Annotated in this window: 20 protein-coding genes (1 of these 20 running past the window's edge); 13 read left to right on the top strand and 7 right to left on the bottom strand. The window is 59.0% G+C overall.

Annotated elements, in window-relative coordinates:
- The 3 genes in view from I6L46_RS17425 to pepQ are tightly spaced (at most 36 nt apart) and all read right to left on the bottom strand, a layout consistent with a single transcriptional unit that may run on beyond the window.
- On the bottom strand, window positions 1-928 hold the 5' portion of the coding sequence (locus I6L46_RS17425) for a TrkH family potassium uptake protein (RefSeq protein ID WP_005339482.1). The gene continues 530 nt to the left of window position 1, outside the view; the window shows 928 of its 1458 coding nt (coding positions 1-928); the start codon lies at window positions 926-928; its stop codon lies beyond the left edge, outside the window.
- A 36-nt stretch (window positions 929-964) separates the two neighbouring features.
- On the bottom strand, window positions 965-1582 hold the full coding sequence (locus I6L46_RS17420) for a YigZ family protein (protein WP_040069890.1): 618 nt from the start codon (window positions 1580-1582) through the stop codon (window positions 965-967).
- Entirely contained in the window at window positions 1582-2904 is a 1323-nt protein-coding gene (gene pepQ / locus I6L46_RS17415) for a Xaa-Pro dipeptidase (RefSeq protein WP_216976525.1), read from the bottom strand. Before pepQ ends, I6L46_RS17420 begins: the two co-directional genes overlap by 1 nt.
- A 191-nt stretch (window positions 2905-3095) precedes the next feature.
- Between pepQ and I6L46_RS17410 the strand changes: the two genes are divergently transcribed.
- The 6 genes from I6L46_RS17410 (at window position 3096) to I6L46_RS17385 (ending at window position 12256) form a co-directional block, all read left to right on the top strand.
- Window positions 3096-5033 (top strand): acetoacetate--CoA ligase, encoded by a 1938-nt coding sequence (locus I6L46_RS17410; protein WP_216976523.1) that lies wholly within the window; start codon window positions 3096-3098, stop codon window positions 5031-5033.
- Window positions 5034-5237: 204 nt separating this feature from the next.
- Window positions 5238-7385 (top strand): fatty acid oxidation complex subunit alpha FadB, encoded by a 2148-nt coding sequence (fadB, locus tag I6L46_RS17405; protein WP_216976521.1) that lies wholly within the window; start codon window positions 5238-5240, stop codon window positions 7383-7385.
- On the top strand, window positions 7386-8570 hold the full coding sequence (gene fadA / locus I6L46_RS17400) for an acetyl-CoA C-acyltransferase FadA (RefSeq protein ID WP_216976519.1): 1185 nt from the start codon (window positions 7386-7388) through the stop codon (window positions 8568-8570).
- A gap of 278 nt (window positions 8571-8848) precedes the next feature.
- Window positions 8849-9571, top strand: a complete 723-nt coding sequence (locus tag I6L46_RS17395) for a response regulator (RefSeq protein WP_005339475.1) — start codon at window positions 8849-8851, stop codon at window positions 9569-9571.
- Window positions 9568-11013: an ATP-binding protein gene (locus I6L46_RS17390; protein WP_216976518.1), complete on the top strand. Its 1446-nt coding sequence runs from the start codon at window positions 9568-9570 to the stop codon at window positions 11011-11013. Before I6L46_RS17395 ends, I6L46_RS17390 begins: the two co-directional genes overlap by 4 nt.
- Before the next feature lie 4 nt (window positions 11014-11017).
- A complete protein-coding gene (locus I6L46_RS17385) occupies window positions 11018-12256 on the top strand; it encodes an ABC transporter substrate-binding protein (protein WP_118854431.1) in 1239 nt (412 codons plus the stop codon).
- A gap of 75 nt (window positions 12257-12331) precedes the next feature.
- On the opposite strand, the gene I6L46_RS17380 is transcribed toward I6L46_RS17385, so the two are convergent.
- Window positions 12332-12523 (bottom strand): hypothetical protein, encoded by a 192-nt coding sequence (locus I6L46_RS17380; RefSeq protein ID WP_005339471.1) that lies wholly within the window; start codon window positions 12521-12523, stop codon window positions 12332-12334.
- Window positions 12524-12692: 169 nt separating this feature from the next.
- On the opposite strand from I6L46_RS17380, the gene tusA reads away from it, so the two are divergent.
- Window positions 12693-12938, top strand: a complete 246-nt coding sequence (gene tusA / locus I6L46_RS17375; RefSeq protein ID WP_005339470.1) for a sulfurtransferase TusA — start codon at window positions 12693-12695, stop codon at window positions 12936-12938.
- Between the two features lie 21 nt (window positions 12939-12959).
- A complete protein-coding gene (locus I6L46_RS17370) occupies window positions 12960-13307 on the top strand; it encodes a RidA family protein (RefSeq protein ID WP_216976516.1) in 348 nt (115 codons plus the stop codon).
- Between the two features lie 81 nt (window positions 13308-13388).
- Here the strand turns inward: I6L46_RS17370 and I6L46_RS17365 are convergent, their stop codons facing one another.
- Together I6L46_RS17365 and I6L46_RS17360 are read right to left on the bottom strand one after the other, a co-directional pair.
- Window positions 13389-14045, bottom strand: a complete 657-nt coding sequence (locus I6L46_RS17365; RefSeq protein WP_042054666.1) for an OmpA family lipoprotein — start codon at window positions 14043-14045, stop codon at window positions 13389-13391.
- 129 nt (window positions 14046-14174) lie between these two features.
- Window positions 14175-14747, bottom strand: coding sequence for a DNA-3-methyladenine glycosylase I (locus I6L46_RS17360; protein ID WP_216976514.1), 573 nt, complete (start codon window positions 14745-14747; stop codon window positions 14175-14177).
- A 222-nt stretch (window positions 14748-14969) separates the two neighbouring features.
- On the opposite strand from I6L46_RS17360, the gene glyQ reads away from it, so the two are divergent.
- The 5 genes from glyQ (at window position 14970) to I6L46_RS17335 (ending at window position 20651) form a co-directional block, all read left to right on the top strand.
- On the top strand, window positions 14970-15893 hold the full coding sequence (gene glyQ / locus I6L46_RS17355) for a glycine--tRNA ligase subunit alpha (RefSeq protein ID WP_005339464.1): 924 nt from the start codon (window positions 14970-14972) through the stop codon (window positions 15891-15893).
- A gap of 9 nt (window positions 15894-15902) precedes the next feature.
- Window positions 15903-17972 (top strand): glycine--tRNA ligase subunit beta, encoded by a 2070-nt coding sequence (gene glyS, locus I6L46_RS17350; protein WP_216976512.1) that lies wholly within the window; start codon window positions 15903-15905, stop codon window positions 17970-17972.
- Window positions 17973-18079: 107 nt separating this feature from the next.
- Window positions 18080-18718 carry a hypothetical protein gene (locus I6L46_RS17345; protein ID WP_216976510.1) on the top strand — a complete coding sequence of 213 codons (639 nt, stop codon included), beginning with the start codon at window positions 18080-18082 and terminating at the stop codon, window positions 18716-18718.
- A 76-nt stretch (window positions 18719-18794) separates the two neighbouring features.
- Window positions 18795-19646, top strand: a complete 852-nt coding sequence (locus tag I6L46_RS17340; RefSeq protein WP_216976508.1) for an AbaSI family restriction endonuclease — start codon at window positions 18795-18797, stop codon at window positions 19644-19646.
- A 246-nt stretch (window positions 19647-19892) separates the two neighbouring features.
- On the top strand, window positions 19893-20651 hold the full coding sequence (locus I6L46_RS17335) for an EAL domain-containing protein (RefSeq protein WP_216976506.1): 759 nt from the start codon (window positions 19893-19895) through the stop codon (window positions 20649-20651).
- 118 nt (window positions 20652-20769) lie between these two features.
- Here the strand turns inward: I6L46_RS17335 and I6L46_RS17330 are convergent, their stop codons facing one another.
- Entirely contained in the window at window positions 20770-22305 is a 1536-nt protein-coding gene (locus I6L46_RS17330) for an ADP-ribosyltransferase (protein ID WP_216976504.1), read from the bottom strand.
- Window positions 22306-22459 lie beyond the last annotated feature (154 nt).

Raw genomic sequence — 22459 nt, 5'->3', positions numbered from 1 at the left:
CATGGTTGAGCGCCTCTTGCCAGGTGGCGTAGTGTCCGTGGGTCAGCAAGGCGACAAAGCAGATCATCACCAGGGTCGCCTGAATGGCCAGGAACACCTTGAGTTCAGAATCATAGAGGTAGCGCCCGAGCCGAACCGGGCGGTGAGAGAAGACGGTAAAGTGGAGCGCAAAGTTCACGCTGGCCAGCAGCAGGAACACCACGGTAATCAGGTTGATGACCGGACTGTTGAAGAAACCGATGCTGGCATCGTGAGTAGAGAAGCCACCGACCGACAGAGTCGAGAACGAATGGCAAACCGCATCGAACAACGTCATTCCGGCGAGCCAGTATGCCAAGGCACAGAGCGCGGTCAGCAGCAAATAGATGAACCAGAGCGCCTTGGCCGTTTCGGCGATGCGCGGCGTCACCTTGGTATCCTTCACCGGCCCCGGGATCTCGGCACGGTAGAGCTGCATACCCCCGATACCCAGCAGTGGCAGAATGGCCACCGCCAGTACGATGATCCCCATGCCCCCCAGCCACTGCAGCAACTGGCGATAGAACAGAAACGCCTTGGGCAGATTATCGAGCCCGGTCAGTACCGTTGCGCCTGTGGTGGTCAGGCCGGAAAAAGATTCGAAGAAGGCCTCCGAGACCGACATATCCGGCACATCGCTCATGATGAAGGGCACCGCCCCCACACTGCCCAACACGGTCCAGAACAGCACCACAATCAGAAAGCCCTCTTTCGAGCGCATCTCCTTCTTGTGGTAGCGATTGGGAAACCAGAGCACCACGCCGAGCAGCAGGGCGATCAGAAAAGAGCTGACGAACTCGGCACCACCACCATCCCGATAGCCAAAGGCCACCAGTGCAGGCAACAGCATGGTCGAGCTGAACAGTGCAACCAGCAGGCCAACAATGCGAATAATGCTCAGAATGTGCATTACAGCTCCCTTTCCCCAATTAAAGAGCGATGGATTCTAGCCATCTAAGGGGCTGAGGGATACCCGCCCATGAGTCCGGTCGGTCAATTCACGGTCCACCTGAGCCCAAACCGAGGACTCCCACGCCACCTGCAAGGTGACCTGCTGACCGTAATCCGCCGCCAGCAATTCGCCATTATGGCTACTGATCAGCGACTCGACCGTCCCCATGTCACCGTAATCGCAGTGAATGAGAGAGGGAGTGCGTGGCACCTTGAGCAGGGTGGGCAGTTGCTTGAGGGCGGCACCGACGCCGCCTCCATAGGCTTTGACCAGCCCACCGGTGCCAAGCTGGATGCCGCCGTAGTAACGCACCACCACGGCACAGATTTCACCGAGCCCCGAGCCCATCAACTGGGCCAGGATCGGCTTGCCCGCAGTACCGGAAGGTTCGCCGTCATCGCTGAAGCCATAAACCTGACTATCTTGCGGCGCACCAGCCACAAAGGCCCAGCAGTGGTGGCGAGCGGCCGGATGTTGGCGCTTGATCTCGTTGACCCACCCCTTGGCCGCCTCGACGGTCGGGGTGTGGGCGATCAGGGTAATGAAGCGGCTCTTCTTTATCTCTTCGGTCAACTCCAGCGGGGCAGCCGGAATGGAGTACGCTGCCGCCATCAGAGTCCTGCTTGTCTGGTCATGTTCTCCACCCCATTGGCGTGCAGCACTATGTTGTCTTCGATGCGGATGCCGCCGAACGGCCGCAGTGCCTCCACCTTGTTCCAGTTGACCCGTTTACCCTGTTCACCCTGACGCAGCGGCTCCAGCAAACTGTCGATGAAGTAGAGACCCGGCTCGATGGTGAACACCTGACCCACCTCCATCACCCGGGTGCAGCGCAGATAGGGGAACAGCTCTGGCGCCGCCAGATGGGTGCCGCGCTCATCCTGCATGAAACCGCCCGCATCGTGTACCTGCAAACCGAGGAAGTGGCCGAGGCCGTGAGGGAAGAAGACGTTGGTCACCCCGGTGTTGATCATCTCGTCTACCGACATATCCACCAGCTCGGTCGCTTGCAGCAGGCGCGCCAGCTTGTGGTGCATCTGCAGATGCAGCTCGCTGTAGCGGCGACCCGGTTTGATCTCCTTGATGATCTCCTGCTGCTGCTCGTCGAGGGCTGCAATCAGATCGGCAAACTCGCCACGACGCCACGCCCAGGTACGGGTGATGTCGGAGGCATAACCGTGGAAATCGACGCCCGCATCGATCAGGAAGGAGTGGCGCTCCGCATCCGGCACCCGCACGGCAGACAAATGAGTGTAGTGAAGGATGGCCGCATTGCGGTTGATGGCGACGATATTGCCGTAGGGCGCCTCATTGGCCCCCTGCCCGACCGCCTTCATGTAGGCCAGATTAATCTCGAACTCGCTCGCCCCCGCCATAAAAGAGTCCTTGGCGGCGATATGGCCGCGAACCCCGATCCGGTTCGCCTCGCGCAGACACTCCAGCTCGTAGGGGGTCTTGTAGGCGCGGTGATAGTGCAGGTAGTTGAGCACCGCCTCCGGATTGGGCTGGGTCAGCCCCAGCAGCTCGGCCACTTCCAGATGGCCCCCCAGATAGGCCCACTCCTGCTTGTTGGCAGGTAGATGGTCGGCCACCTGTTCCGGCCGGGTCAGGAAACGAATATCGAAGAACTCGACCCAGAAGGCATTGGGCAGATCCGCCACCTTGTGCCAGAAATCCACCGGGCGGTAGAACAGCAATACCGGTTTGTTCACCCCGTCCACCAGCAGCCAGCAGTGGGGATTGTCCAGCACCGGCAACCAGGCTTTGAAATGCGGGTTTACCTTGAACGGGTAATCCTGATCATCGAGGAAGATGCGGTGAGTCTGGCCGGAGTGGATGGCCAGTCCGCTGAGCCCCTGTTGTTGCAGAATATCGCGGGTGCGCTGCTGCAAGGTATCGAGGTGCTGGGCAAAAAGTTGGCTGTAGCTGCTCATGGCGTCCTGCTCCGAGGTGAATGTGATTGCAGCATAACATCAAGCGCTTGGCGGCTCGACCCGTCAAGCTGCCGCTTCGTGAGGTAACGCATACGTTACAAACGTGTTTGTTATCAACAGAAAACCAATTATTAACAAATCAAAAACAATTCAATACACTGCCGGTAGATACATGAAGTCAGGGATTACTCATGGACAACCTCTGCCTGTGGCAACCGGATCCGCTCGGGATACAGCAATCCAACCTCTACCGTTTTATGGCGGAGGTGAACCGTTTCCACGGCTTGCAGTTGCAGAACTACCCGCAGCTTTATCAATGGTCGGTGGAGAAGACCACCCGTTTCTGGCCGCTGGTATGGCAGCACTGCGGCGTCAAGGGCGAGCTCGGCAACATAGTGGCGGAGAACCGTCAGGATATGCAGCGCACCCGCTGGTTCCCCGACAGCAGCCTCAACTTCGCCGAAAACCTGCTGCGCCGTCAGGACGAGAGCCCGGCCATCATCTCCCGTATCGAAGGAAGTCCAAGCCGTACTCTTAGCTGGGGTGAACTGAGTGATCAGGTTGCCCGGCTGGCTCAATGGCTGCGCAATCAGGGGATTGGTCGTGGCGATGTGGTCGCCGCCTATCTGCCCAATATTCCGGAAACCGTGGTAGCCATGCTGGCAACCACCAGTCTCGGGGCGATCTGGACCTCCACCAGCCCCGACTTCGGTGAAGCCAGTGTGGTAGAGCGCTTCGGCCAGACCCAGCCGCGGGTGCTGTTTGCGGTGGATGGCTATCGCTACAACGGCAAAGCTATCGATATTCAGGACAAAGTAGTAGGGGTCGTCAGCCAGATCGGCAGCATAGAGCAGACGGTGATGATCCCGCTGCTCGGCAACCCGCTGCAGCTTGGTCACGACTGGCAGCAAGTGCTGGCAAGCCAGCACGGTGCCCAGCTCGCTTTCGAGCCGATGGCTTTCAATGACCCGCTCTATATCCTCTACTCCTCCGGCACCACCGGCAAACCCAAGTGCATCGTGCACGGGATTGGCGGCACCCTGCTGCAACATCTGAAAGAGCACCAACTGCACTGCGACATCAAACCGGGGGAGCGAATTTTCTACTTCACCACCTGCGGCTGGATGATGTGGAACTGGCTAGTGAGCGCCCTCGCCTCCGGCGCCACCCTGGTGCTCTATGACGGCTCGCCATTTTACCCGGATGGCAATGTGCTGTGGGATCTCGCCCGTGACGAGCAGGTCAGCTTGTTCGGTACCTCGGCCAAATATCTTGATGCGCTGCACAAGCAGGGTTATGCCCCCATCAAGAGCCACGACTTGCCGTACTTGCGGCTGATCTGCAGCACCGGCTCTGTGCTGTCGCCGGAGGGGTTCGACTACGTCTATCAGCAGATAAAGCAGAATGTGCAGCTCAGCTCCATCTCAGGCGGCACCGATATCTGCTCCTGCTTCGTCATCGGCAACCCGCTCAGCCCTGTCTATCGCGGCGAGAGTCAGGGGCGCGGCCTCGGTCTCGCGGTGCAGGTATTCAACGAAGCGGGCCAGCCGGTGCAGGGGGAGAAGGGCGAACTGGTCTGTACCAAGCCGTTCCCGGCCCAGCCCATTTACTTCTGGGGTGACGAAAATGGCGACAAGTACCACGCCGCCTACTTCGAACGGTTCGACAACATCTGGTGCCACGGCGACTGGATTGAGCTAACCCCGACCGGTGGCATTCTGTTCTACGGCCGCTCCGACGCCACCCTCAACCCGGGCGGCGTGCGCATCGGCACCAGCGAGATCTATCGCTACGTCGAACAGCTCGACGAAGTGGAAGAGAGCATCGTCATCGGCCAGCAGTGGCAGCAGGACGAGCGGGTGGTGCTGTTCGTCAAGCTCAAGGCGGGTTGCAAGCTGGATGAGCCGCTGCGCGAGCGGATCCGCCAGCAGATAAAGCAACACTGCACCGCCCGCCACGTGCCCGCCCGCATCCTGCAGGTGGATGCCATCCCCCGCACCAAGTCCGGCAAGATCGTCGAACTGGCAGTGCGGGAAGTGGTGCACAACAGACCGGTCAACAATACCCACGCCCTCGCCGATCCCGAGGTGCTGAACCAGTATCGCAACCGGCCGGAACTGGCCAGTTGATAACAAACTCACATCTATCCGGGGCGCCGCAAGGCGCCTCTCTTGTACCTGTTCTGTGATGAAGAGCTTTTACTCGAGATCTGTTAAACAAATGTTTTAAATAGGTGTTGAAAATGTCTCCTTTTGGATCAATAGTGAGCCTCGCCCCCTGCTGGGGATTAAGGAGCACCACTCCCCACTGAGTGGGAACAAGGAGACACTCTCATGATCTACCAAGGCGAAACCCTGTCGGTCAGCTACCTCGAAAACGGCATCGCCGAGCTGAGGTTTGATGCCCCGGGTTCAGTCAACAAGCTGGATCGCGCTACCCTGCTCTCCCTGAGCGAAGCGATCGCCGCATTACAACAAGAAAGTGAACTAAAAGGTCTGATCCTCACCTCCGGCAAAGACGCCTTTATCGTCGGTGCCGACATTACCGAATTCCTGGAACTGTTCGATCTGCCACAAGAAGATCTGCTCGGCTGGCTGAAAAAGGCCAACGACATCTTCAACGCCATCGAAGATTTGCCGGTTCCGACCCTCTCCGCCATCAAGGGCCACGCTCTGGGCGGCGGCTGCGAGACCATTCTCTCAACCGACTTCCGTCTGGCCGACACCAGCGCCAAAATCGGCCTGCCCGAGACCAAACTCGGCATCATGCCGGGCTTTGGCGGCACAGTCCGTCTGCCGCGGGTAATCGGCGCCGACAACGCGCTGGAGTGGATCACCACCGGCAAGGATTACCGTGCCGATGACGCCCTCAAGGTGGGCGCCATCGACGCCGTGGTCGCCCCCGACGCGCTGCAGAGCGCTGCGCTGCAGATGGTCAAGGGCGCCATCGCGGGCAAGCTGGACTGGCAGAGCCGTCGCGCCGCCAAAAAAGCGCCGCTGCGCCTCTCCAAACTGGAAGCCATGATGAGCTTCACCACCGCCGCCGGCATGGTTGCCGCCGTGGCGGGCAAACACTATCCGGCGCCTATGAGCGCGGTGAAAACCGTCGAGGCCGCCGCAGGTATGGGCCGTGACGAAGCGCTGGTCGTTGAAGCACAGGGTTTTATCAAGCTGGCCAAGACCGATGTCGCCAAGGCGCTGGTCGGTATCTTCCTGAACGATCAGCACATCAAGGCGCTGGCCAAGAAGGCGGCCAAGCAGGCGAGCAAGGCCACTGGCCATGCTGCCGTACTGGGTGCCGGCATCATGGGGGGCGGCATCGCCTACCAGTCTGCCAGCAAGGGCATTCCGGCGGTGATGAAGGACATCAACGAGAAGGCGCTGGCACTTGGCATGGGCGAAGCCACCAAGCTGCTCAACGGCCAGCTCGAGAAGGGCCGCATCGACGGCATCAAGATGGGCCAGGTGCTCTCTGCCATCACCCCGACCCTCAGCTATGACAACGTCAAAGGCGTGGACATCGTGGTCGAAGCCGTGGTCGAGAATCCCAAGGTGAAAGCCGCCGTACTGGGCGAAGTGGAAGGGATCATCGGCGAAGACGCCGTGCTCGCCAGCAACACCTCCACCATTCCCATCTCCCTGCTGGCCAAGGGGCTGAAGCGCCCGCAGAACTTCTGCGGCATGCACTTCTTCAACCCGGTGCACCGCATGCCACTGGTGGAGATCATACGCGGCGAGCAGACCTCCGACGAAACCATCAACCGCGTGGTGGCCTATGCCGCCGCCATGGGCAAGTCGCCGGTCGTGGTCAACGACTGCCCGGGCTTCTTCGTCAACCGGGTGCTGTTCCCCTACTTCTTCGGCTTCAACAAACTGGTTGCCGATGGCGCCGACTTTGCCGCCGTCGACAAGGTAATGGAGAAGGAGTTTGGCTGGCCCATGGGCCCCGCCTATCTGCTGGATGTGGTCGGCATCGACACCGGCCACCACGCCGGCGACGTGATGGCACAGGGTTTCCCGGCACGCATGAGCAAGGAAGGTCGCACCGCCATCGACGTGATGTACGAGGTCAACCGCTTCGGTCAGAAGAACGGCAAGGGCTTCTACGCCTACGAGCAGGACAAGAAGGGCAAGCCGAAGAAGGTGGCCGACGCCGCCAGCTACGAGCTGCTGGCCCCCATTGCCAAGCCGAAACAGGATTTCGACAAGGAAGCCATCATCGCCCGCATGATGATCCCGATGATCAACGAGGTGGTGCTCTGTCTGGAAGAGGGCATTGTTGCCACCCCAGCCGAAGCCGACATCGCACTGGTCTACGGTCTGGGCTTCCCTCCCTTCCGCGGCGGCGTGTTCCGCTATCTGGACACCATTGGTCTGGATCGCTACGTGGCCATGGCCGACCAGTATGCCGACTTGGGCCCGCTCTACCGCGTCAGCGACCGCTTACGCGAGATGGCCGCCCAGGGCAAAACCTTCTACTGATTGCGGAAAGGAGATCCATTCATGAAAGACGTAGTCATTGTCGACTGTATCCGGACCCCGATGGGCCGGTCCAAGGGCGGCGCCTTCCGCAACGTGCGTGCAGAAGATCTGTCCGCGCACCTGATGAAATCCATCCTGCTGCGCAACCCCAACCTCGACCCGAACGAGATCGAGGATATCTACTGGGGCTGCGTGCAGCAGACCCTGGAGCAGGGCTTCAACATCGCCCGCAACGCCGCACTGCTGGCAGGTATTCCGAAGCAGGTGGGGGCGGTCACCGTCAACCGCCTGTGCGGCTCCAGTATGCAGGCGCTGCACGACGCCTCCCGCGCCATTCAGGTGGGTGATGGGGATATCTTCATCATCGGCGGCGTTGAGCATATGGGTCACGTGCCGATGAGCCACGGCGTTGACTTCCATCCCGGCATGGCCAAGTCGGTGGCGAAAGCCTCCGGCATGATGGGGCTGACCGCCGAGATGCTCGGCAAGCTGCACGGCATCAGCCGCCAACAGCAGGACGAGTTTGCCGCCCGCTCCCATCGCCGCGCTCACGCCGCCACCGTGGAAGGGCGTTTTGCCAAGGAGATCGTCGGGCTGGAAGGCCATGACGCCAGCGGCGCCCGCTTCTTATACGACTATGACGAGGTGATCCGCCCGGAGACCACGGTCGAAACCCTGAGCCAGCTGCGCCCGGTGTTTGACCCGGTCAACGGCACCGTCACCGCCGGCAGTTCCTCGGCCCTGTCCGATGGCGCCGCCGCCATGCTGGTGATGAGCGCGGATCGCGCCAAGGCCCTCGGCCTCACGCCGCGCGCCAAGGTTCGTGCCATGGCCATCGCCGGCTGCGACGCCGCCATCATGGGTTACGGCCCGGTACCGGCCACCCAGAAGGCACTCAAGCGTGCCGGTCTGACTGTCGGCGACATCGACCTGTTCGAGCTGAACGAGGCGTTTGCTGCCCAGTCCCTGCCCTGCGTGAAGGATCTGGGTCTGCAGGATCAGGTGGACGAGAAGGTCAACCTGAACGGCGGCGCCATTGCGCTGGGTCACCCGCTCGGCTGCTCCGGCGCCCGCATCTCCACCACCCTCATCAATCTGATGGAGGAGAAGGATGCCACCCTGGGGGTTGCCACCATGTGTATCGGTCTGGGTCAGGGCATCGCCACCGTGTTTGAACGGGTGTGATAACCAGCCGGATCGACGGGGTGCACTACTGAGAGTTGTCCCTTTTCGGGGCCAGTCTGACTGGCCCCTTTTCAAGTCTGTGACGATCGCCACACGGGGTGCTCGTCAGTGGTCAGAAGCTGTCTGTTGGCCGTCCCGTTTGGGTCGGCCTTTTTTCGTTTTAATCTTATCAATAGGCTGTTATTGCCTTAAACCTCACATTAGATGGGGGGCTTGCTTGCTTTTTACTCCCCCGACAGGTTCAATCTGCACAAAAAAATGGGTGGATGCACATACATATGTCAATGAGCAAACAACTGCTGATCGTCGATGACGACCAAGAGATCCGCGAGCTGCTCAATGAGTACCTGACCCGGGCGGGCTTTCAGGTATTGACGGCAGCGGAGGGCAACGAGATGCGTCAGCAACTCGCCCAGCACAGCCCGGACCTGATTATTCTGGACATCATGATGCCCGGCGAGGACGGTTTTACCCTCTGCCAGCAGATCCGTCGTGACTCCCAGGTGCCCATCATCATGCTGACCGCCGCCTCCGACGAAGCGGATCGGGTGATCGGCCTGGAACTCGGCGCCGACGACTATATCGCCAAGCCGTTCAGCCCCCGCGAACTGCAGGCCCGCATCAAGGCGCTGCTGCGCCGCGCCGAATTCCGCCAGCCGGAAAAAGAGAAAGAGCCGAGCCGCCGCCTGCGTTTTGCCGAGTGGACCCTCGACACCCTGAGCCACCAGCTGACCCATGACGATGGCAGCCTGCTGGATCTCTCCGGCAGCGATGCCATGCTGCTCGGCATGTTCCTGCAACAGCCCGGCGTGGTGCTGGATCGCGACACCATCTCGGATGCCACCCGCGGCCGCGAAAGCCTGCCGATGGAGCGTGGCATCGACGTACAGATCAGCCGTCTGCGCCAGAAGCTGGGCGATAACGGTAAGAGCCCGCGCATCATCAAGACCATTCGCGGCAGTGGCTACATGCTGATTGCCGAGGTGCACGAGCTGCCATGAGCAACAAGTGGTCCTGGGGGGTGCTGGTGCCCCGCTCCCTGTTGTCACGGATGATCCTGCTGCTGTTGCTGGCCATCCTGCTCTCCCAGACCATTCTGACCGGCATCTGGATGCAGCAGATCCAGAAGCGGGAGCTGGAGGGGATGCTCAGCACCACCCGCAACCTCGCCATGTCTGCCGCTTCCACCGTCAACTTCTTCAAATCCCTGCCGCTGCAGTACCGCCATATCGCGCTGGACCAGCTGCGCAACATGGGGGGCAGCCGCTTCTTCGTCTCGCTCAACGAGGAAGAGATCCACATCAACGCCATCCCCGACAGCGAACGCAAGACGCAGGTGCTGGAGGAGGTGCAGGGAGTGCTGACCCGCAAGCTCTCCGACGCCATGGCGATCAAGGTGGATTTCTCCCGACCCGATGACCTCCACGTCTTCAACAACGACACCTTGCTGGCGGATCTCCCCTCCTCCTGGGCCCGCTACACCCTGTCGCTGGAGCCGCTCAATCCACCGGTACTGGTGACCCAGATCGAGATTGAAAAGGGGGAGTGGCTCTATCTGGCGGCACTGCTGCCCGCCCCCTACATGACCCTCGACGATACCGTGATGCCGAGCAATCAGGTGCGTTTCATCGCCCTGATGACGGTGTTCCTCTGCTTCTTCACCTTTATGCTGGTGCGCTGGCAGACTCGGCCGCTGCGCCGTCTCGCCAAGGCGGCGGTGAATCTGGGCAAGGATATCGACCAACCCTCGCTCAAGGAGGAAGGAGCATCGGAAATCGTCGCGGCGACCCGCGCCTTCAACATCATGCAGCACCGCATTCGTCGCTATATCGACGATAGAGAGCGGCTGTTCAGCTCAATTTCCCACGACCTCAAGACCCCCATCACCCGGCTGCGGCTGCGGGTCGAACTGCTCGATGACGAGGTACAGATCGCCAAGTTCAACAAGGATCTCGACGAGCTGGAGCTGATGGTGAAAGGGGCGCTGCAAACGGTCAAAGAGACCGACATTCACGAGAATATCGAGGAGATCGACATCAACGCCCTGCTGGAGCAGATGGCGGAGTCGATGAACCTGCACGACGAGCGGCTGACCATCGAGGGGCACTGCAAGTGGCCCTATCGCGGCAAGCTGCTGGCGCTCAAGCGCTGCATCGGCAATCTGGTGGACAACGGCATCAAGTACGGCCAGAAAGTGCGCATCATCATCATGGATGACGAGGAGATGCTGATCCTCTTTATCATGGATGAGGGCCCCGGCCTGCCGGACGATCAGTTCGAGCGCATTTTCGAACCCTATTACCGGCTCAGCACCGATCAGGCTGGCACCGGCCTCGGCCTTGGCATCGCCCGCAACATAGCCCACGCCCACGGCGGCGATCTGGTGCTGGAAAATCGTCCGCAAGGTGGCCTGCAGGCCACGCTCTCCCTACCAAGGCAGTAACCTTATGAAGTGGTTGTCTTTTTCTGTCATCGCCCTGCTCTCTGCTCCCGTTGCTGCCTCCCAGGTGGAGGTACTGCACTGGTGGACGTCCGGCGGCGAAGCGAAAGCGGTCGAAGTGCTCAAATCCGAGTGGACCAAACAGGGCAACCAGTGGAACGACTTTGCAGTGCAGGGCGGCGGCGGCAAGAGTGCCATGACGGTATTGAAGAGCCGGGCACTGGCCGCCAACCCGCCCGAAGCGGCCCACCTCAAGGGGTATGAGCTCAAGGAGTGGGCCGGGCTCGGCTTCCTGCGCGATCTCAGCCCGATGGCCGAACACCTCGGCTGGTACAGTCAGATGCCGCCCATGGTGCGTGCTACCCTCAGCCAGAATGGCGCCCTGATGGCGGTGCCCACCGGCATCCACCGGGTCAACTGGCTGTGGCTCAATCGCAAGATCTTCGAGCGCAACAAGCTGACTCCACCCACCGACTGGGCCCAGTTTGTCACCGTCGCCGACCAGCTTAAAAAACGGGGCATCACCCCGCTCGCCATCGGCAACGAGCCCTGGCAGCTGGCAGTACTGTTTGAAACGGTGGCACTCGGTGAGGGCGGTAAAGAATTCTATCGCAAGGCGTTCCTCGAGCAGGACAGCGCCACCCTGACCGGCCCCGACATGGTGCGGGTGCTGACCCGCTTCCAGCAGTTGCGCGCCTATGTGCCGCAAAAATACGCCGGTCTGAAGTGGCATCAGGCCACCAACCTGCTGGAGAGCGGTGGCGCCGCCATGCAGGTGATGGGGGACTGGGTGAAGGGGGAGCTGAGCGCGGGCAACTACCGGCCGGGTGAGGATATCGCCTGCCTGCCGAGCCCGGGAAGCGCCGGACTATTCAGCTATAACCTCGACTCCATCGCCATGTTCAAACAGCGGGATCCAGCCCAGCTGCAGGCGCAGGGGGATCTGGCCCAACTGCTGATGACGCCGCAATTTCAGGAAGAGTTCAATCGGGTGAAGGGGTCGATCCCGGCACTGACCAATCCCGACATGAGCAAGTTCGACCGCTGCGCCGTCCGCTCCTATCAGGATTTCCTGCTGGCGGAAAAGCAGGACAACCTGCTGCCCAGCATGGCGGAAGGGATGGCGACGCCGACCAATATGCGGCAGGCGATCCTCGATGTGCTGAGCAACTTCTTCAACGACCCCAAGGCCAACCCGGAGCAGACGGCGCTGCATCTGGAGCGGGCGATGCGCTCGACCCGCTGATTCGGGCACATTACCAAACGGCAGAAATGACAAAGGCGGAATTGCTCCGCCTTTGTTGTTGAATCGTCATCCGATTCAGGATTGATCGTTCTCGTCCTCATCCTCGTCATAGTAATCGCTGAGCTCGATCCAGAGCCCCAACCCGACCATCACCATGGAGCCGAACCAGGTACCGGTGTTCCCGATCGGGCTGCCCATCACTATCATGGCGAAGGACAAGAACCCCATGCCTGCATAGGCTTGTAATCTGCCGTAGGAGACCTGCATATTCACCTCCTTGTTGAATATGGTTCAATTTTTATATTACTCGTCCGGCGCAAGCTGGATAGGGCCGAATAACATTTCGGTTACATATGCTGGTTAATGGGGCGTTTGTTTGATTATTTTTTAGCCCTGAGTATCATTGGCAGCCGAATAGGTTGAAGGTTGATAATAGATGAGTGATTTATTCTGCGGCGCAACCCACGAGTTGGACGCAATCGGGCTTCGTTGCCCGGAACCCGTTATGATGGTTCGCAAGAAAGTGCGGCTGATGGCGGATGGCGAGACCCTGCTGGTCAGCGCCGACGATCCCTCAACCACTCGCGACATCCCCAGTTTCTGCCGCTTTATGGATCACACCCTGGTCGCCAGCGAGACAGAGCAGGCCCCCTACCGCTATCTGATCCGCAAGGGTCAATAAGCCCACGCACCGGAGCACTCAATGACAACCATTACCCGAATCGGCACCACCCAGCGTTGGTCAGACGCGGTCATCCACAATGGCACCCTCTACGTGGTGGAAGTGCCCGTCAGCGAAGAGGCCGACATCCACCAGCAGACCCGCGAAGTGCTGGCAAGCCTGCAGCGCCTGCTGGAAGCCAACGGCTCCGGCATCGACAAGATCCTGATGGCCAATATCTATCTGAAAGACATTGGTGACATCGCCGCCTTCAACGAGCAGTGGGATGCCTGGATCCCGGCAGGCACTGCACCAGTCCGCGCCTGCGTACAGGCCCGCCTCGCCCACGAGGGCTACAAGGTGGAAGTGCAGCTGACTGCAGCTGTCTAAGCCTTTCCCGGCTTGAGCTTGAGATAGCAAAAGGCCCCGCCATCACTGGCGGGGCCTTTTCGTTACCGAAACCTGAACGACTTAGGCGGTCGGGGTCAGGGTAATGGTCACGCGACGGTTCTGGGCTTTGCCAGCGGCGGTGCTGTTGGTAGCAACCGGCTGATCCGGGCCCACGCCGGTGGTGGAGATGCGGCTGCCTGCTACGCCCTGACCAATCAGCTGAGCGGCAACGGCATCGGCACGATCGCGGGAGAGCTTCATGTTCAGCTCGCGGGAACCTGTGCTGTCGGTGTGACCGACCACGTTCAGGCGGGTCTTGTCGAACTCGGCAACCACCATGGCCACACCGGAGAGGGTGTTGGCACCGGCCGCTTTCAGCTGGGAGCTGGAGCTGTCGAAGGTCACGTTGTTCGGCATGTTGAGGATCAGCTCATTGCCATTGCGGGTCACGCTGACGCCGGTGCCCTGCAGCTTCTCGCGCAGCTTGGCTTCCTGCACGTCCATGTAGTAGCCGATACCGCCACCCAGCGCCGCGCCGGCAGCAACGCCGGTAAGGATGCCCTTCTTGCGGTCACCCTTGCTGGAGGAGAGCGCACCTACGGCCGCACCGGCAGCGGCGCCAGCCAGCGCGCCCCAGGCACCTTTGGAGGTCTGGGATTCACCTGTGTAGGGGTTGGTGGTACAGCCGCTCAGGGCAACGGTCAGTGCCAGAGCTGGCACCAGGATCTTGGCTCGCATGAAAAAACCTCTGTGAAAACAATCCGGCACCATGCCGGGGGCCGGATTGTAACGCGCTGGCACGCCATTGTCTGACGCAAGCCTGAACAGATGGCGAGAGTGGTGTTTTTTTGGGCAATCGGCGGGTTGTCAGCGCGGTAACTGACACTCGGCGTGGCAAGGACAGCTGACCAGATGATCGTTCACCATCCCTACCGCCTGCATAAAGGCGTAACAGATGGTGCTGCCAACGAAGGTAAAGCCGAGCTTCTTGAGCGCTTTCGACATGGCATCCGACTCCGGCGAGGTCGCCGGAATATCGCCGTTGCCCTGGCGCTGGTGGACGATGGGGGCGCCGCCGACAAAGCTCCACAGATAATCGACGAAGTCGATGCCCTCGGCCTCCAGCGCCAGATAGGCGCGGGCGTTTTTGATGATCGACTGCACCTTGAGCCGGTTGCGGATGATGCCGCTGTCCTGCATCAGCCGCTCTACATCCTGCTCGTCGAACTGCACGATACGCTGCGGATCAAAGTCGGCATAGGCGCGGTAATAGCTCTCGGTGCGCTTGAGGATGGTGATCCACGACAGCCCCGCCTGCTGGCCGTCGAGGCAGAGCTTGGCAAACAGCTCGCGCGAGTCATAGACCGGCCTGCCCCACTGTTTGTCATGGTATTCAATGTATTCCGGGTCTTTGGTCACCCAGGCGCAGCGCAGTTCCATTTCCTCTCCCTCGTTATTTCAGCGGTTTACCCGACCCTGGCCACTCTACAGGCGGCACTGCTCACATCATATACCGGACATCCCACCCGACCAGCCACAGCGCAGCACCATCCCGCGAATCCGCTGCAATTTCGCCTATTATCCGACCATGCCAGACGGTATACTCCCTCGGTTCACATTCAGCAAATCTTGCTCTGATTTTCACTTCGCGCGAAAAAAATTATGCAAAAATTCGATGTCAAAACCTTTCAGGGCCTGATCCTGCAGCTGCAGGACTATTGGTCCCGCCAGGGCTGTACCATCATTCAGCCGCTGGATATGGAAGTGGGTGCCGGTACTTCCCACCCCATGACCTGTCTGCGTGCCCTGGGCCCGGAGCCCATCGCCTGCGCTTACGTGCAACCGTCCCGCCGTCCGACCGACGGCCGCTACGGTGAAAACCCGAACCGCCTGCAGCACTACTACCAGTTCCAGGTGATCATCAAGCCTTCTCCCGACAACATTCAGGAACTCTATCTGGGCTCCCTGAAAGAGCTGGGCATGGATCCTGAAATCCACGACATCCGCTTCGTGGAAGACAACTGGGAAAACCCGACGCTGGGTGCCTGGGGTCTGGGTTGGGAAGTGTGGCTGAACGGCATGGAAGTGACCCAGTTCACCTACTTCCAGCAAGTGGGCGGCCTCGAGTGCAAGCCGGTCACTGGCGAGATCACCTACGGTCTCGAGCGTCTGGCCATGTACATTCAGGGCGTAGACAGCGTCTACGATCTGGTCTGGTCTGATGGCCCGCTGGGCAAGACCACCTACGGCGACGTGTTCCACCAGAACGAAGTGGAGCAATCCACCTACAACTTCGAACACGCCGATGTGGAGTTCCTGTTCCACTGCTTCGAGCAGTACGAGAAGGAAGCCCAGAACCTGCTGGCACTGGAAAAACCGCTGCCGCTACCTGCCTACGAGCGCATCCTCAAAGCCGCTCACTCCTTCAACCTGCTGGATGCCCGCAAGGCCATCTCGGTCACCGAGCGTCAGCGCTACATCCTGCGCATTCGCACCCTGACCAAGGCCGTGGCAGAGGCATACTACGCCTCCCGCGAAGCGCTGGGCTTCCCGATGTGTCAGCGCAGTGAGAACAAGCAAGGTTAAGGAACGGACATGGCACAACATACATTTCTGGTAGAGATCGGTACTGCTGAGCTGCCGCCCAAAGCCCTGCGCTCCCTGGCCGAAGCCTTTGCCGACAACTTCAAAGCCGAACTGACCAAGGCCGATCTGGCCTTCGGCGACGTCGAGTGGTTTGCCTCACCGCGCCGTCTGGCGCTGAAGGTAAGCGAGCTGGCCGGCGAACAGCCGAGCAAGAGCGTCGAGAAGCGCGGCCCGGCCGTAGCGCAGGCGTTCGATGCCGAAGGCAAGCCGACCAAGGCTGCTGAAGGCTGGGCCCGTGGCAACGGCATCACCGTTGAGCAGGCCGAGCGTCTGGTCACCGACAAGGGCGAGTGGCTGGTTCACACCGCCAAGGTCGAAGGCCGTCCGGCCGTCGATCTGCTGGGTGAACTGGTTGCCTCTGCACTGGCCAAGCTGCCGATCCCCAAGATGATGCGCTGGGGCGACAAGACCATCCAGTTCGTACGTCCGGTCTTCACCGTGACCCTGCTGCTGGATGGCGAGCTGGTTCCCGCCCACATTCTGGGTATCGACTCTGCCCGCACCATTCGCGGCCACCGCTTTATGGGCGAGAGCGAATTCACCATCGACAACGCCAGCCAGTACCCGCAAATCCTGCAGGAGCGCGGCATGGTGATTGCCGACTTCATGGCGCGCAAGGCCAAGATCAAGGCTGACGTCGAAGCGGCTGCTGCCGCCTTCGGTGGCGTGGCCGATCTGGACGACGCCCTGCTGGAAGAAGTGACCGCCCTGGTCGAGTGGCCTGTGGTGCTGACCGCCAACTTCGAAGAGAAGTTCCTGGCCGTGCCGGCCGAGGCGCTGGTGCACACCATGAAGGGTGACCAGAAGTACTTCCCGGTCTACGACAAGAGCGGCAAGCTGCTGCCGAAGTTCATCTTCGTCACCAACATCGAGTCCAAAGACCCGAGCCAGATCATCAGCGGCAACGAGAAGGTGGTTCGTCCCCGTCTCTCTGACGCCGAGTTCTTCTTCAAGACCGACCTCAAACAAACCCTGGCCTCCCGCCTGCCGCGCCTTGAAACCGTGCTGTTCCAGCAACAGCTGGGCACCGTCAAGGCCAAGGTCGAGCGCATCGAGACCGTCGCCGGCTTTATCGCCGAGCGCATCGGTGCCGACGTAGCTCAGGCCAAGCGTGCCGGTCTGCTCTCCAAGTGTGACCTGATGACCAACATGGTTGGCGAGTTCACCGACACCCAGGGTGTCATGGGGATGCACTACGCCCGTCACGATGGCGAAGACGAAGCAGTGGCCGTGGCCCTCAACGAGCAGTACATGCCGCGCTTTGCCGGTGATGCCCTACCGTCCGGTCTGGTTGCCTGCGCCGTCGCGCTGGCCGACAAGTTCGACACCCTGGCCGGTATCTTCGGCATCGGCATGCTGCCGAAGGGTGATAAAGACCCGTTCGCTCTGCGTCGCGCCGCCATCGGTGCCCTGCGCATCATGACCGAGAAGCAGCTGGATCTGGATCTGGTTGAACTGGTTGAAGAAGCGGTACGCGTCTACGGCGACAAGCTGACCAACAAAACCGTCGTTACCGACGTGGTCGACTTTATGCTGGGTCGCTTCCGCGCCGCCTATCAGGACGAAGGCATCGGTGCCGACGTGGTGCTGGCCGTACTGGCCCGCCGCCCGACCCGTCCGCTCGACTTCGATCGTCGCGTCAAGGCCGTCAGCCACTTCCGCACGCTGGATGCCGCACTGGCACTGGCTGCCGCCAACAAGCGCGTAAGCAACATCCTGGCCAAGGTCGAAGGCGAACTGCCGACTGCCGTCAAACCGGAACTGCTGGTCGATGCCGCCGAGAAGGCGCTGGCCACCCAGGTTGCCGAACTGCAAGCCGAACTGGCCCCGCTGTTCGCTGCCGGTGACTATCAGGCTGCCCTCACCCGTCTGGCCGCCCTGCGCGAGCCGGTCGACACCTTCTTCAACGAAGTCATGGTGATGGCCGATGACGAGGCCCTCAAGGCCAATCGTCTGGCACTGCTGAACAACCTGCGCAACCTGTTCCTGCAAGTCGCGGATATCTCCCTGCTGCAGTGATCTTGGTTGGGTTGAGTGATATTAAAAACGGCGCCACGAGGCGCCGTTTTTTATTTATATAGCACCATCACATCTATATAGTTAATTAAAAATTCATGGGGGCACATATGGTCAAGTTATCTTCAGAATTAATGAGCCTTTTCAAAATCACAAATTATGATGTTTCTATATATTTAGAAAACAACGCTGGATTTTATGGTTTACATGAATCGAGAATAAGCAGCTTACTTTTATCACAATTAACAGATGCGATAAAAAACAGAAAATTCAGCTCTTTTGTGGTTACTGATTTAATGCAGGCGATTGACGGTGTAAACCATCGACATGCCGCAGAAAACAGATTCAAACATCCTCCATTGCAAGGGTTTTATAAATCCCATTTTATAACCCCCGCATTTATCATGAAAAATCTAATAAATGAATGGGGGCTGAATTTTGAAAACAGCAAAAAATTTGATACCCTGTGCAAAAAGATAATTGCGGAAGAGGAAACAAATCCATCAAAGCATGGATGGCAAGCTCGATTCGCACATGAGTTTTTCATTGAAGGCTATAAAAACAGAGCCAATAAGAACAACCTTACGGGTGAATGGTTGATTTATGCAAAGTATAAAGGGATGAATATTTTTCTATGCTTGGCATCTCACTCTTCTAACACTCAAGACGACTTTTTAATATATAAAACCATGAAGCACTTCTGTGCCAAAGAATTTCCGTTTCTATTTAATCTCAAACACCTAACCTAGCTTAATCAACCCTTCTGTAAAGTTGCATTTCAAGCTATAATTATGCATATCAATACAATTAAGTGAAGGCTGTGAAATGGGTAAGCTGGATTTTATTTCCTGGCAACTGGAGAGAACTAGAGGGAAACGATTTGAGAATTATGTTATAACTCGAATTTGGCATCTGCTAGATGATTTAGAAATAAAAATCATCACTCAACAATATGTAGCAAGACCATATGGTAGAGCGTTGACAGACCTATACTTTCCTCAATTATCACTACATATTGAAGTCGATGAGCCTCACCATTTGACGCAGGTTGAGCATGATCGGCTAAGAGAAAATGATATTATTAATGCCACTGGACATCAGATTATCAGAATTGACACTTCAAAAGGAATTGACAAGCTACACGAGGACATTGAGCAGGCTGTGCTTCTAATCAGAAAAATGAAACAGCAGAAATCCAACTTTATTAAATGGGACCTAGACATGGAACAATCATCCAAGACATATATAGAACGCGGTTATATTGACTTAAGTGATGATGTGGCCTTCGATAAAATAGTGAGCGCAGTAAACTGCTTCGGTCATAACTATGCAGGATGGCAACGAGGAGGAGCCTCTCACGGGATAGAAGAAAATACTATCATTTGGTTTCCCAAGTTATTTCCAAACGGAGATTGGGAAAATAATATATCTGATGATGAAACCACTATTTACGAGAAGAATGTTGATAATGAAAAAGCTAAAGCTCACATATTAAAAACAATTGACGATGGGATCCACACCAGAATTGTATTTGCGAAAGTAAAAGATAGTTTTGGCAAGACAAAATATAGATTTAAAGGAAAATACGTTCTTAATATAGAACAAACCAACTTCACAACGGGCTTAGTTTGGGAACGTATCGCAAGCAGGGTCAAGACATATAAACCCAAAGACTGAAAGGTTGAACGAAGTCATCCTTTCCCTCCGGTCTCCCCACGTTGGGTCAGATACTGTCCGTATCCAACGAAAAATGCAGCCCGCCGAATTTTCCCCTCCAGCTGGCCGACGCTGTTGCACGGTAACAACCGCAATCAAAGCTTCTCGACCGTCCGATTACACTTCGCTAATCGAACCTACAGGGGGGTAATGAGCTGTTATCATTTGAGACAGTGTCCAGCGCCGCCACGCCCCGAGAGGAGAGTCATGGATATACCTGCCGCCCCGTCCCCCGCCATCTGCCAGCTGTGTCAGGAGAAAGCAGATCTCGACTTCACCATGGCCTTCCAGCCCATCGTCGATTGCAGCCAGCGCACCGTCTTCGGCTACGAGGCGCTGGTGCGGGGGATCCACAACGAACCGGCGCAGAGCGTGATTGCCCGGGTCAACGACGACAACCGCTACCGCTTCGATCAGCTGTGCCGCATCAAGGCCATCGCACTGGCCGCCCGGCTCGATATGCGGGGCATGCTGAGCATCAACTTTCTGCCCAATGCGGTCTACCGCCCGGAGCGCTGCATCCGCACCACCCTGCAGGCGGCCCGCGAGCATCACTTCCCCATCGAGCAGATCATGTTCGAGCTGACCGAGGTGGAGCAGGTGCAGGATAGCCAGCATCTTCGCGGTATCGTCGATCACTATCAGGCCCTCGGCTTCAAGACGGCGATCGATGACTTTGGCGCCGGTTACTCGGGCCTCAACCTGCTGGCCGATTTTCACCCCAATATCGTCAAGCTCGATATGCACCTGCTGCGCGGCATCGACCATGACCCGACCCGGCAAGCCATAGTGCGCCACTGTCTGGCCCTGTTTGCCGAGCTGCAGATCACCCCGCTGGCGGAGGGGATCGAGACCCGCAAAGAGATGGCCTGCCTGCGGGAGATGGGTGTCAGCCTGATGCAGGGCTATCTGTTTGCCCGCCCCGGCTTTGAAAACCTGCCCGAAGTAGATTTCGCCAGCCTGTAAGCAAATCGGCATGCCCTGCTCCCCTCAGCCTACTCCCGCCAAAATAAGAAAACGGACACCCGAGGGTGTCCGTTTTTATGTCATATCACCTTGCCCCGAGGGGCTGTGTGCTGACGATTTACAGATAGCTCTCATCGACGCCGATATGGGCCAGCGCAGCCAGTTCGAGCGGTGTCAGCTGGCTGGCGGAGTCGATCATGGTCGGCTCGCCACGGGCGGACCCGGGCAGTTGCAGCCGCTCCTTGAGCGCATCGGTCAGGCTGCCCACCAGATTGCCTATGCGGGTCAGGCGGGAGACCAGCACGGCCTCAGGACTGCTTTCGCTATCGGCAAAGCCGGAGACCTGAGCCACCGCGAAGTCGCAGATAGCCCTGGCCCGATCACCAAAAGCCCCTTCCAGCTGTTGCAGCACCTGCCGTGCCTCGCTGTCGCCGAGACGCCCCAGCTCCGCCTGCATATGGCCGGTGTCAAAGCGCAGTCGCGCCCCGGCATCGAGCCGATCCTCCGGCTTGCCAGCCGTATGGTTCACCCACGCCTGATCGGTCTGACCGGCAAACTGCATCAGGCCGCCCAGCACCAACCGCTGGTTGGGACGCGCCGAGGCGAGACTGTCGAGGGCATGACCAAGGGAAGAGCCCTTGGCGTCGCTGCCGCTGGCCAGAGAGAGCGCCAGAGTACGCAGGGTTTGCAGATCGCCGCGGGTCTGCAACTTGGCCATGTGGGAACTGTTGATGGAGCCATCGGCAATGTGTTGATGCAGGGCGTTGAGATCGCTGCTGCTCAGGGTCACCTCGGTCGAGGTTTGATCCCGCAGCAGGTAGCTGGCCTGATAGCTGATAAGATCCAGCGCCAGCTTGTAGCCGGTGGCCGGGGTCTGCCGCGCCATGGCGACCTGTTCGCGGGCAGCCCCTTTGCTCTCACCGCTTTGGACGGGTACCGCATCCGCAGTGGTGGTCGCACTTTGCGCCGGTTCCCCAGCGATTTCAGCCTTGACGGCCCGCTGCAGGTCGGTCACTTCACCCATCGCGGTGTGCAGCTGGCTCATCGCCTCCTGCAACAGTTCGGGGGTGGCACTGGCGAGCAGCTCGGTCACCTTGCCCCCCACAGTGCCCCACTGCTGGAGCGGGATACCGGCGATGGGGCGAGCCAGCAGCCCGGCAGCCAACTCACGAAGCTGCGGCTGCTCGGAGCCGATGACAACGGCCTGCAACGCGGTGCAGAGCGAGCGCAGTGGGCCGTTGCCGGTCGCCAGAGTGGCGTGCTCCTTGCCCAGTTGTTCGGCGGCGATGTTGTTCAACACGTCCGCCTTGGCAAAGCCACCCAGCGAGCTACCAAATGCAGCTTGTTTCATCAGACGCTGAAGATCCTCGGGGGAAGCTGCGGTTTGCGCCTTCGGCGCAGCGGCACTCTTGCCGCTCCCCAGCAGGTTGCCGACCCACTCCTTGATAGCCACGAACGGACGGGCCAGTTGGGCCCCCAATCGCGAGAGCAGCCCCTGCCCTTTCTGCGGCTCGCTGCGGTTGCCCAGCAAGATCGCATCTTGTCCGGTAGCGACCTGACGCGCCTCCAGCTGGCCCATCCGGCCAACCCCTGTGGTTGCATCACTGTGGTGAGCGACGGCCTGTGTGCCGACGGTGTTTGCTTGAATCTGCATGATGATTGTCTTCTTGTGATGTTTCGCCGCCAGTCTAGGAGAGGCCATCAACAGGGACTATCGGGATTGGTCGCGATTTTTGTACTGAGCGCGGTGCGCTATTTCGCTGACCGAAAAGCTAAAAAAAGAGAGCCACCAACTTGCACTGAGCCCC

It is taken from the genome of Aeromonas sp. FDAARGOS 1416 (assembly GCF_019048085.1).
In the GTDB taxonomy this organism is placed as follows: Bacteria; Pseudomonadota; Gammaproteobacteria; order Enterobacterales; family Aeromonadaceae; genus Aeromonas; species Aeromonas veronii.
This window is presented reverse-complemented; position numbering and strand designations above follow the sequence as displayed.

Excerpts from the sequence above, each read along its gene's own strand:
- I6L46_RS17365 (WP_042054666.1), bottom strand. The coding sequence starts at position 14,045 with ATGCGAGCCAAGATCCTGGTGCCAGCTCTGGCACTGACCGTTGCCCTG.
- I6L46_RS17345 (WP_216976510.1), top strand. The coding sequence starts at position 18,080 with ATGGTCAAGTTATCTTCAGAATTAATGAGCCTTTTCAAAATCACAAAT.
- I6L46_RS17360 (WP_216976514.1), bottom strand. The coding sequence starts at position 14,747 with ATGGAACTGCGCTGCGCCTGGGTGACCAAAGACCCGGAATACATTGAA.
- pepQ (WP_216976525.1), bottom strand. The coding sequence starts at position 2,904 with ATGAGCAGCTACAGCCAACTTTTTGCCCAGCACCTCGATACCTTGCAG.
- I6L46_RS17385 (WP_118854431.1), top strand. The coding sequence starts at position 11,018 with ATGAAGTGGTTGTCTTTTTCTGTCATCGCCCTGCTCTCTGCTCCCGTT.
- I6L46_RS17390 (WP_216976518.1), top strand. The coding sequence starts at position 9,568 with ATGAGCAACAAGTGGTCCTGGGGGGTGCTGGTGCCCCGCTCCCTGTTG.
- glyS (WP_216976512.1), top strand. The coding sequence starts at position 15,903 with ATGGCACAACATACATTTCTGGTAGAGATCGGTACTGCTGAGCTGCCG.
- fadB (WP_216976521.1), top strand. The coding sequence starts at position 5,238 with ATGATCTACCAAGGCGAAACCCTGTCGGTCAGCTACCTCGAAAACGGC.
- tusA (WP_005339470.1), top strand. The coding sequence starts at position 12,693 with ATGAGTGATTTATTCTGCGGCGCAACCCACGAGTTGGACGCAATCGGG.
- I6L46_RS17420 (WP_040069890.1), bottom strand. The coding sequence starts at position 1,582 with ATGGCGGCAGCGTACTCCATTCCGGCTGCCCCGCTGGAGTTGACCGAA.
- I6L46_RS17410 (WP_216976523.1), top strand. The coding sequence starts at position 3,096 with ATGGACAACCTCTGCCTGTGGCAACCGGATCCGCTCGGGATACAGCAA.
- I6L46_RS17395 (WP_005339475.1), top strand. The coding sequence starts at position 8,849 with ATGTCAATGAGCAAACAACTGCTGATCGTCGATGACGACCAAGAGATC.
- I6L46_RS17335 (WP_216976506.1), top strand. The coding sequence starts at position 19,893 with ATGGATATACCTGCCGCCCCGTCCCCCGCCATCTGCCAGCTGTGTCAG.
- I6L46_RS17370 (WP_216976516.1), top strand. The coding sequence starts at position 12,960 with ATGACAACCATTACCCGAATCGGCACCACCCAGCGTTGGTCAGACGCG.
- I6L46_RS17340 (WP_216976508.1), top strand. The coding sequence starts at position 18,795 with ATGGGTAAGCTGGATTTTATTTCCTGGCAACTGGAGAGAACTAGAGGG.
- I6L46_RS17380 (WP_005339471.1), bottom strand. The coding sequence starts at position 12,523 with ATGCAGGTCTCCTACGGCAGATTACAAGCCTATGCAGGCATGGGGTTC.
- I6L46_RS17330 (WP_216976504.1), bottom strand. The coding sequence starts at position 22,305 with ATGCAGATTCAAGCAAACACCGTCGGCACACAGGCCGTCGCTCACCAC.
- glyQ (WP_005339464.1), top strand. The coding sequence starts at position 14,970 with ATGCAAAAATTCGATGTCAAAACCTTTCAGGGCCTGATCCTGCAGCTG.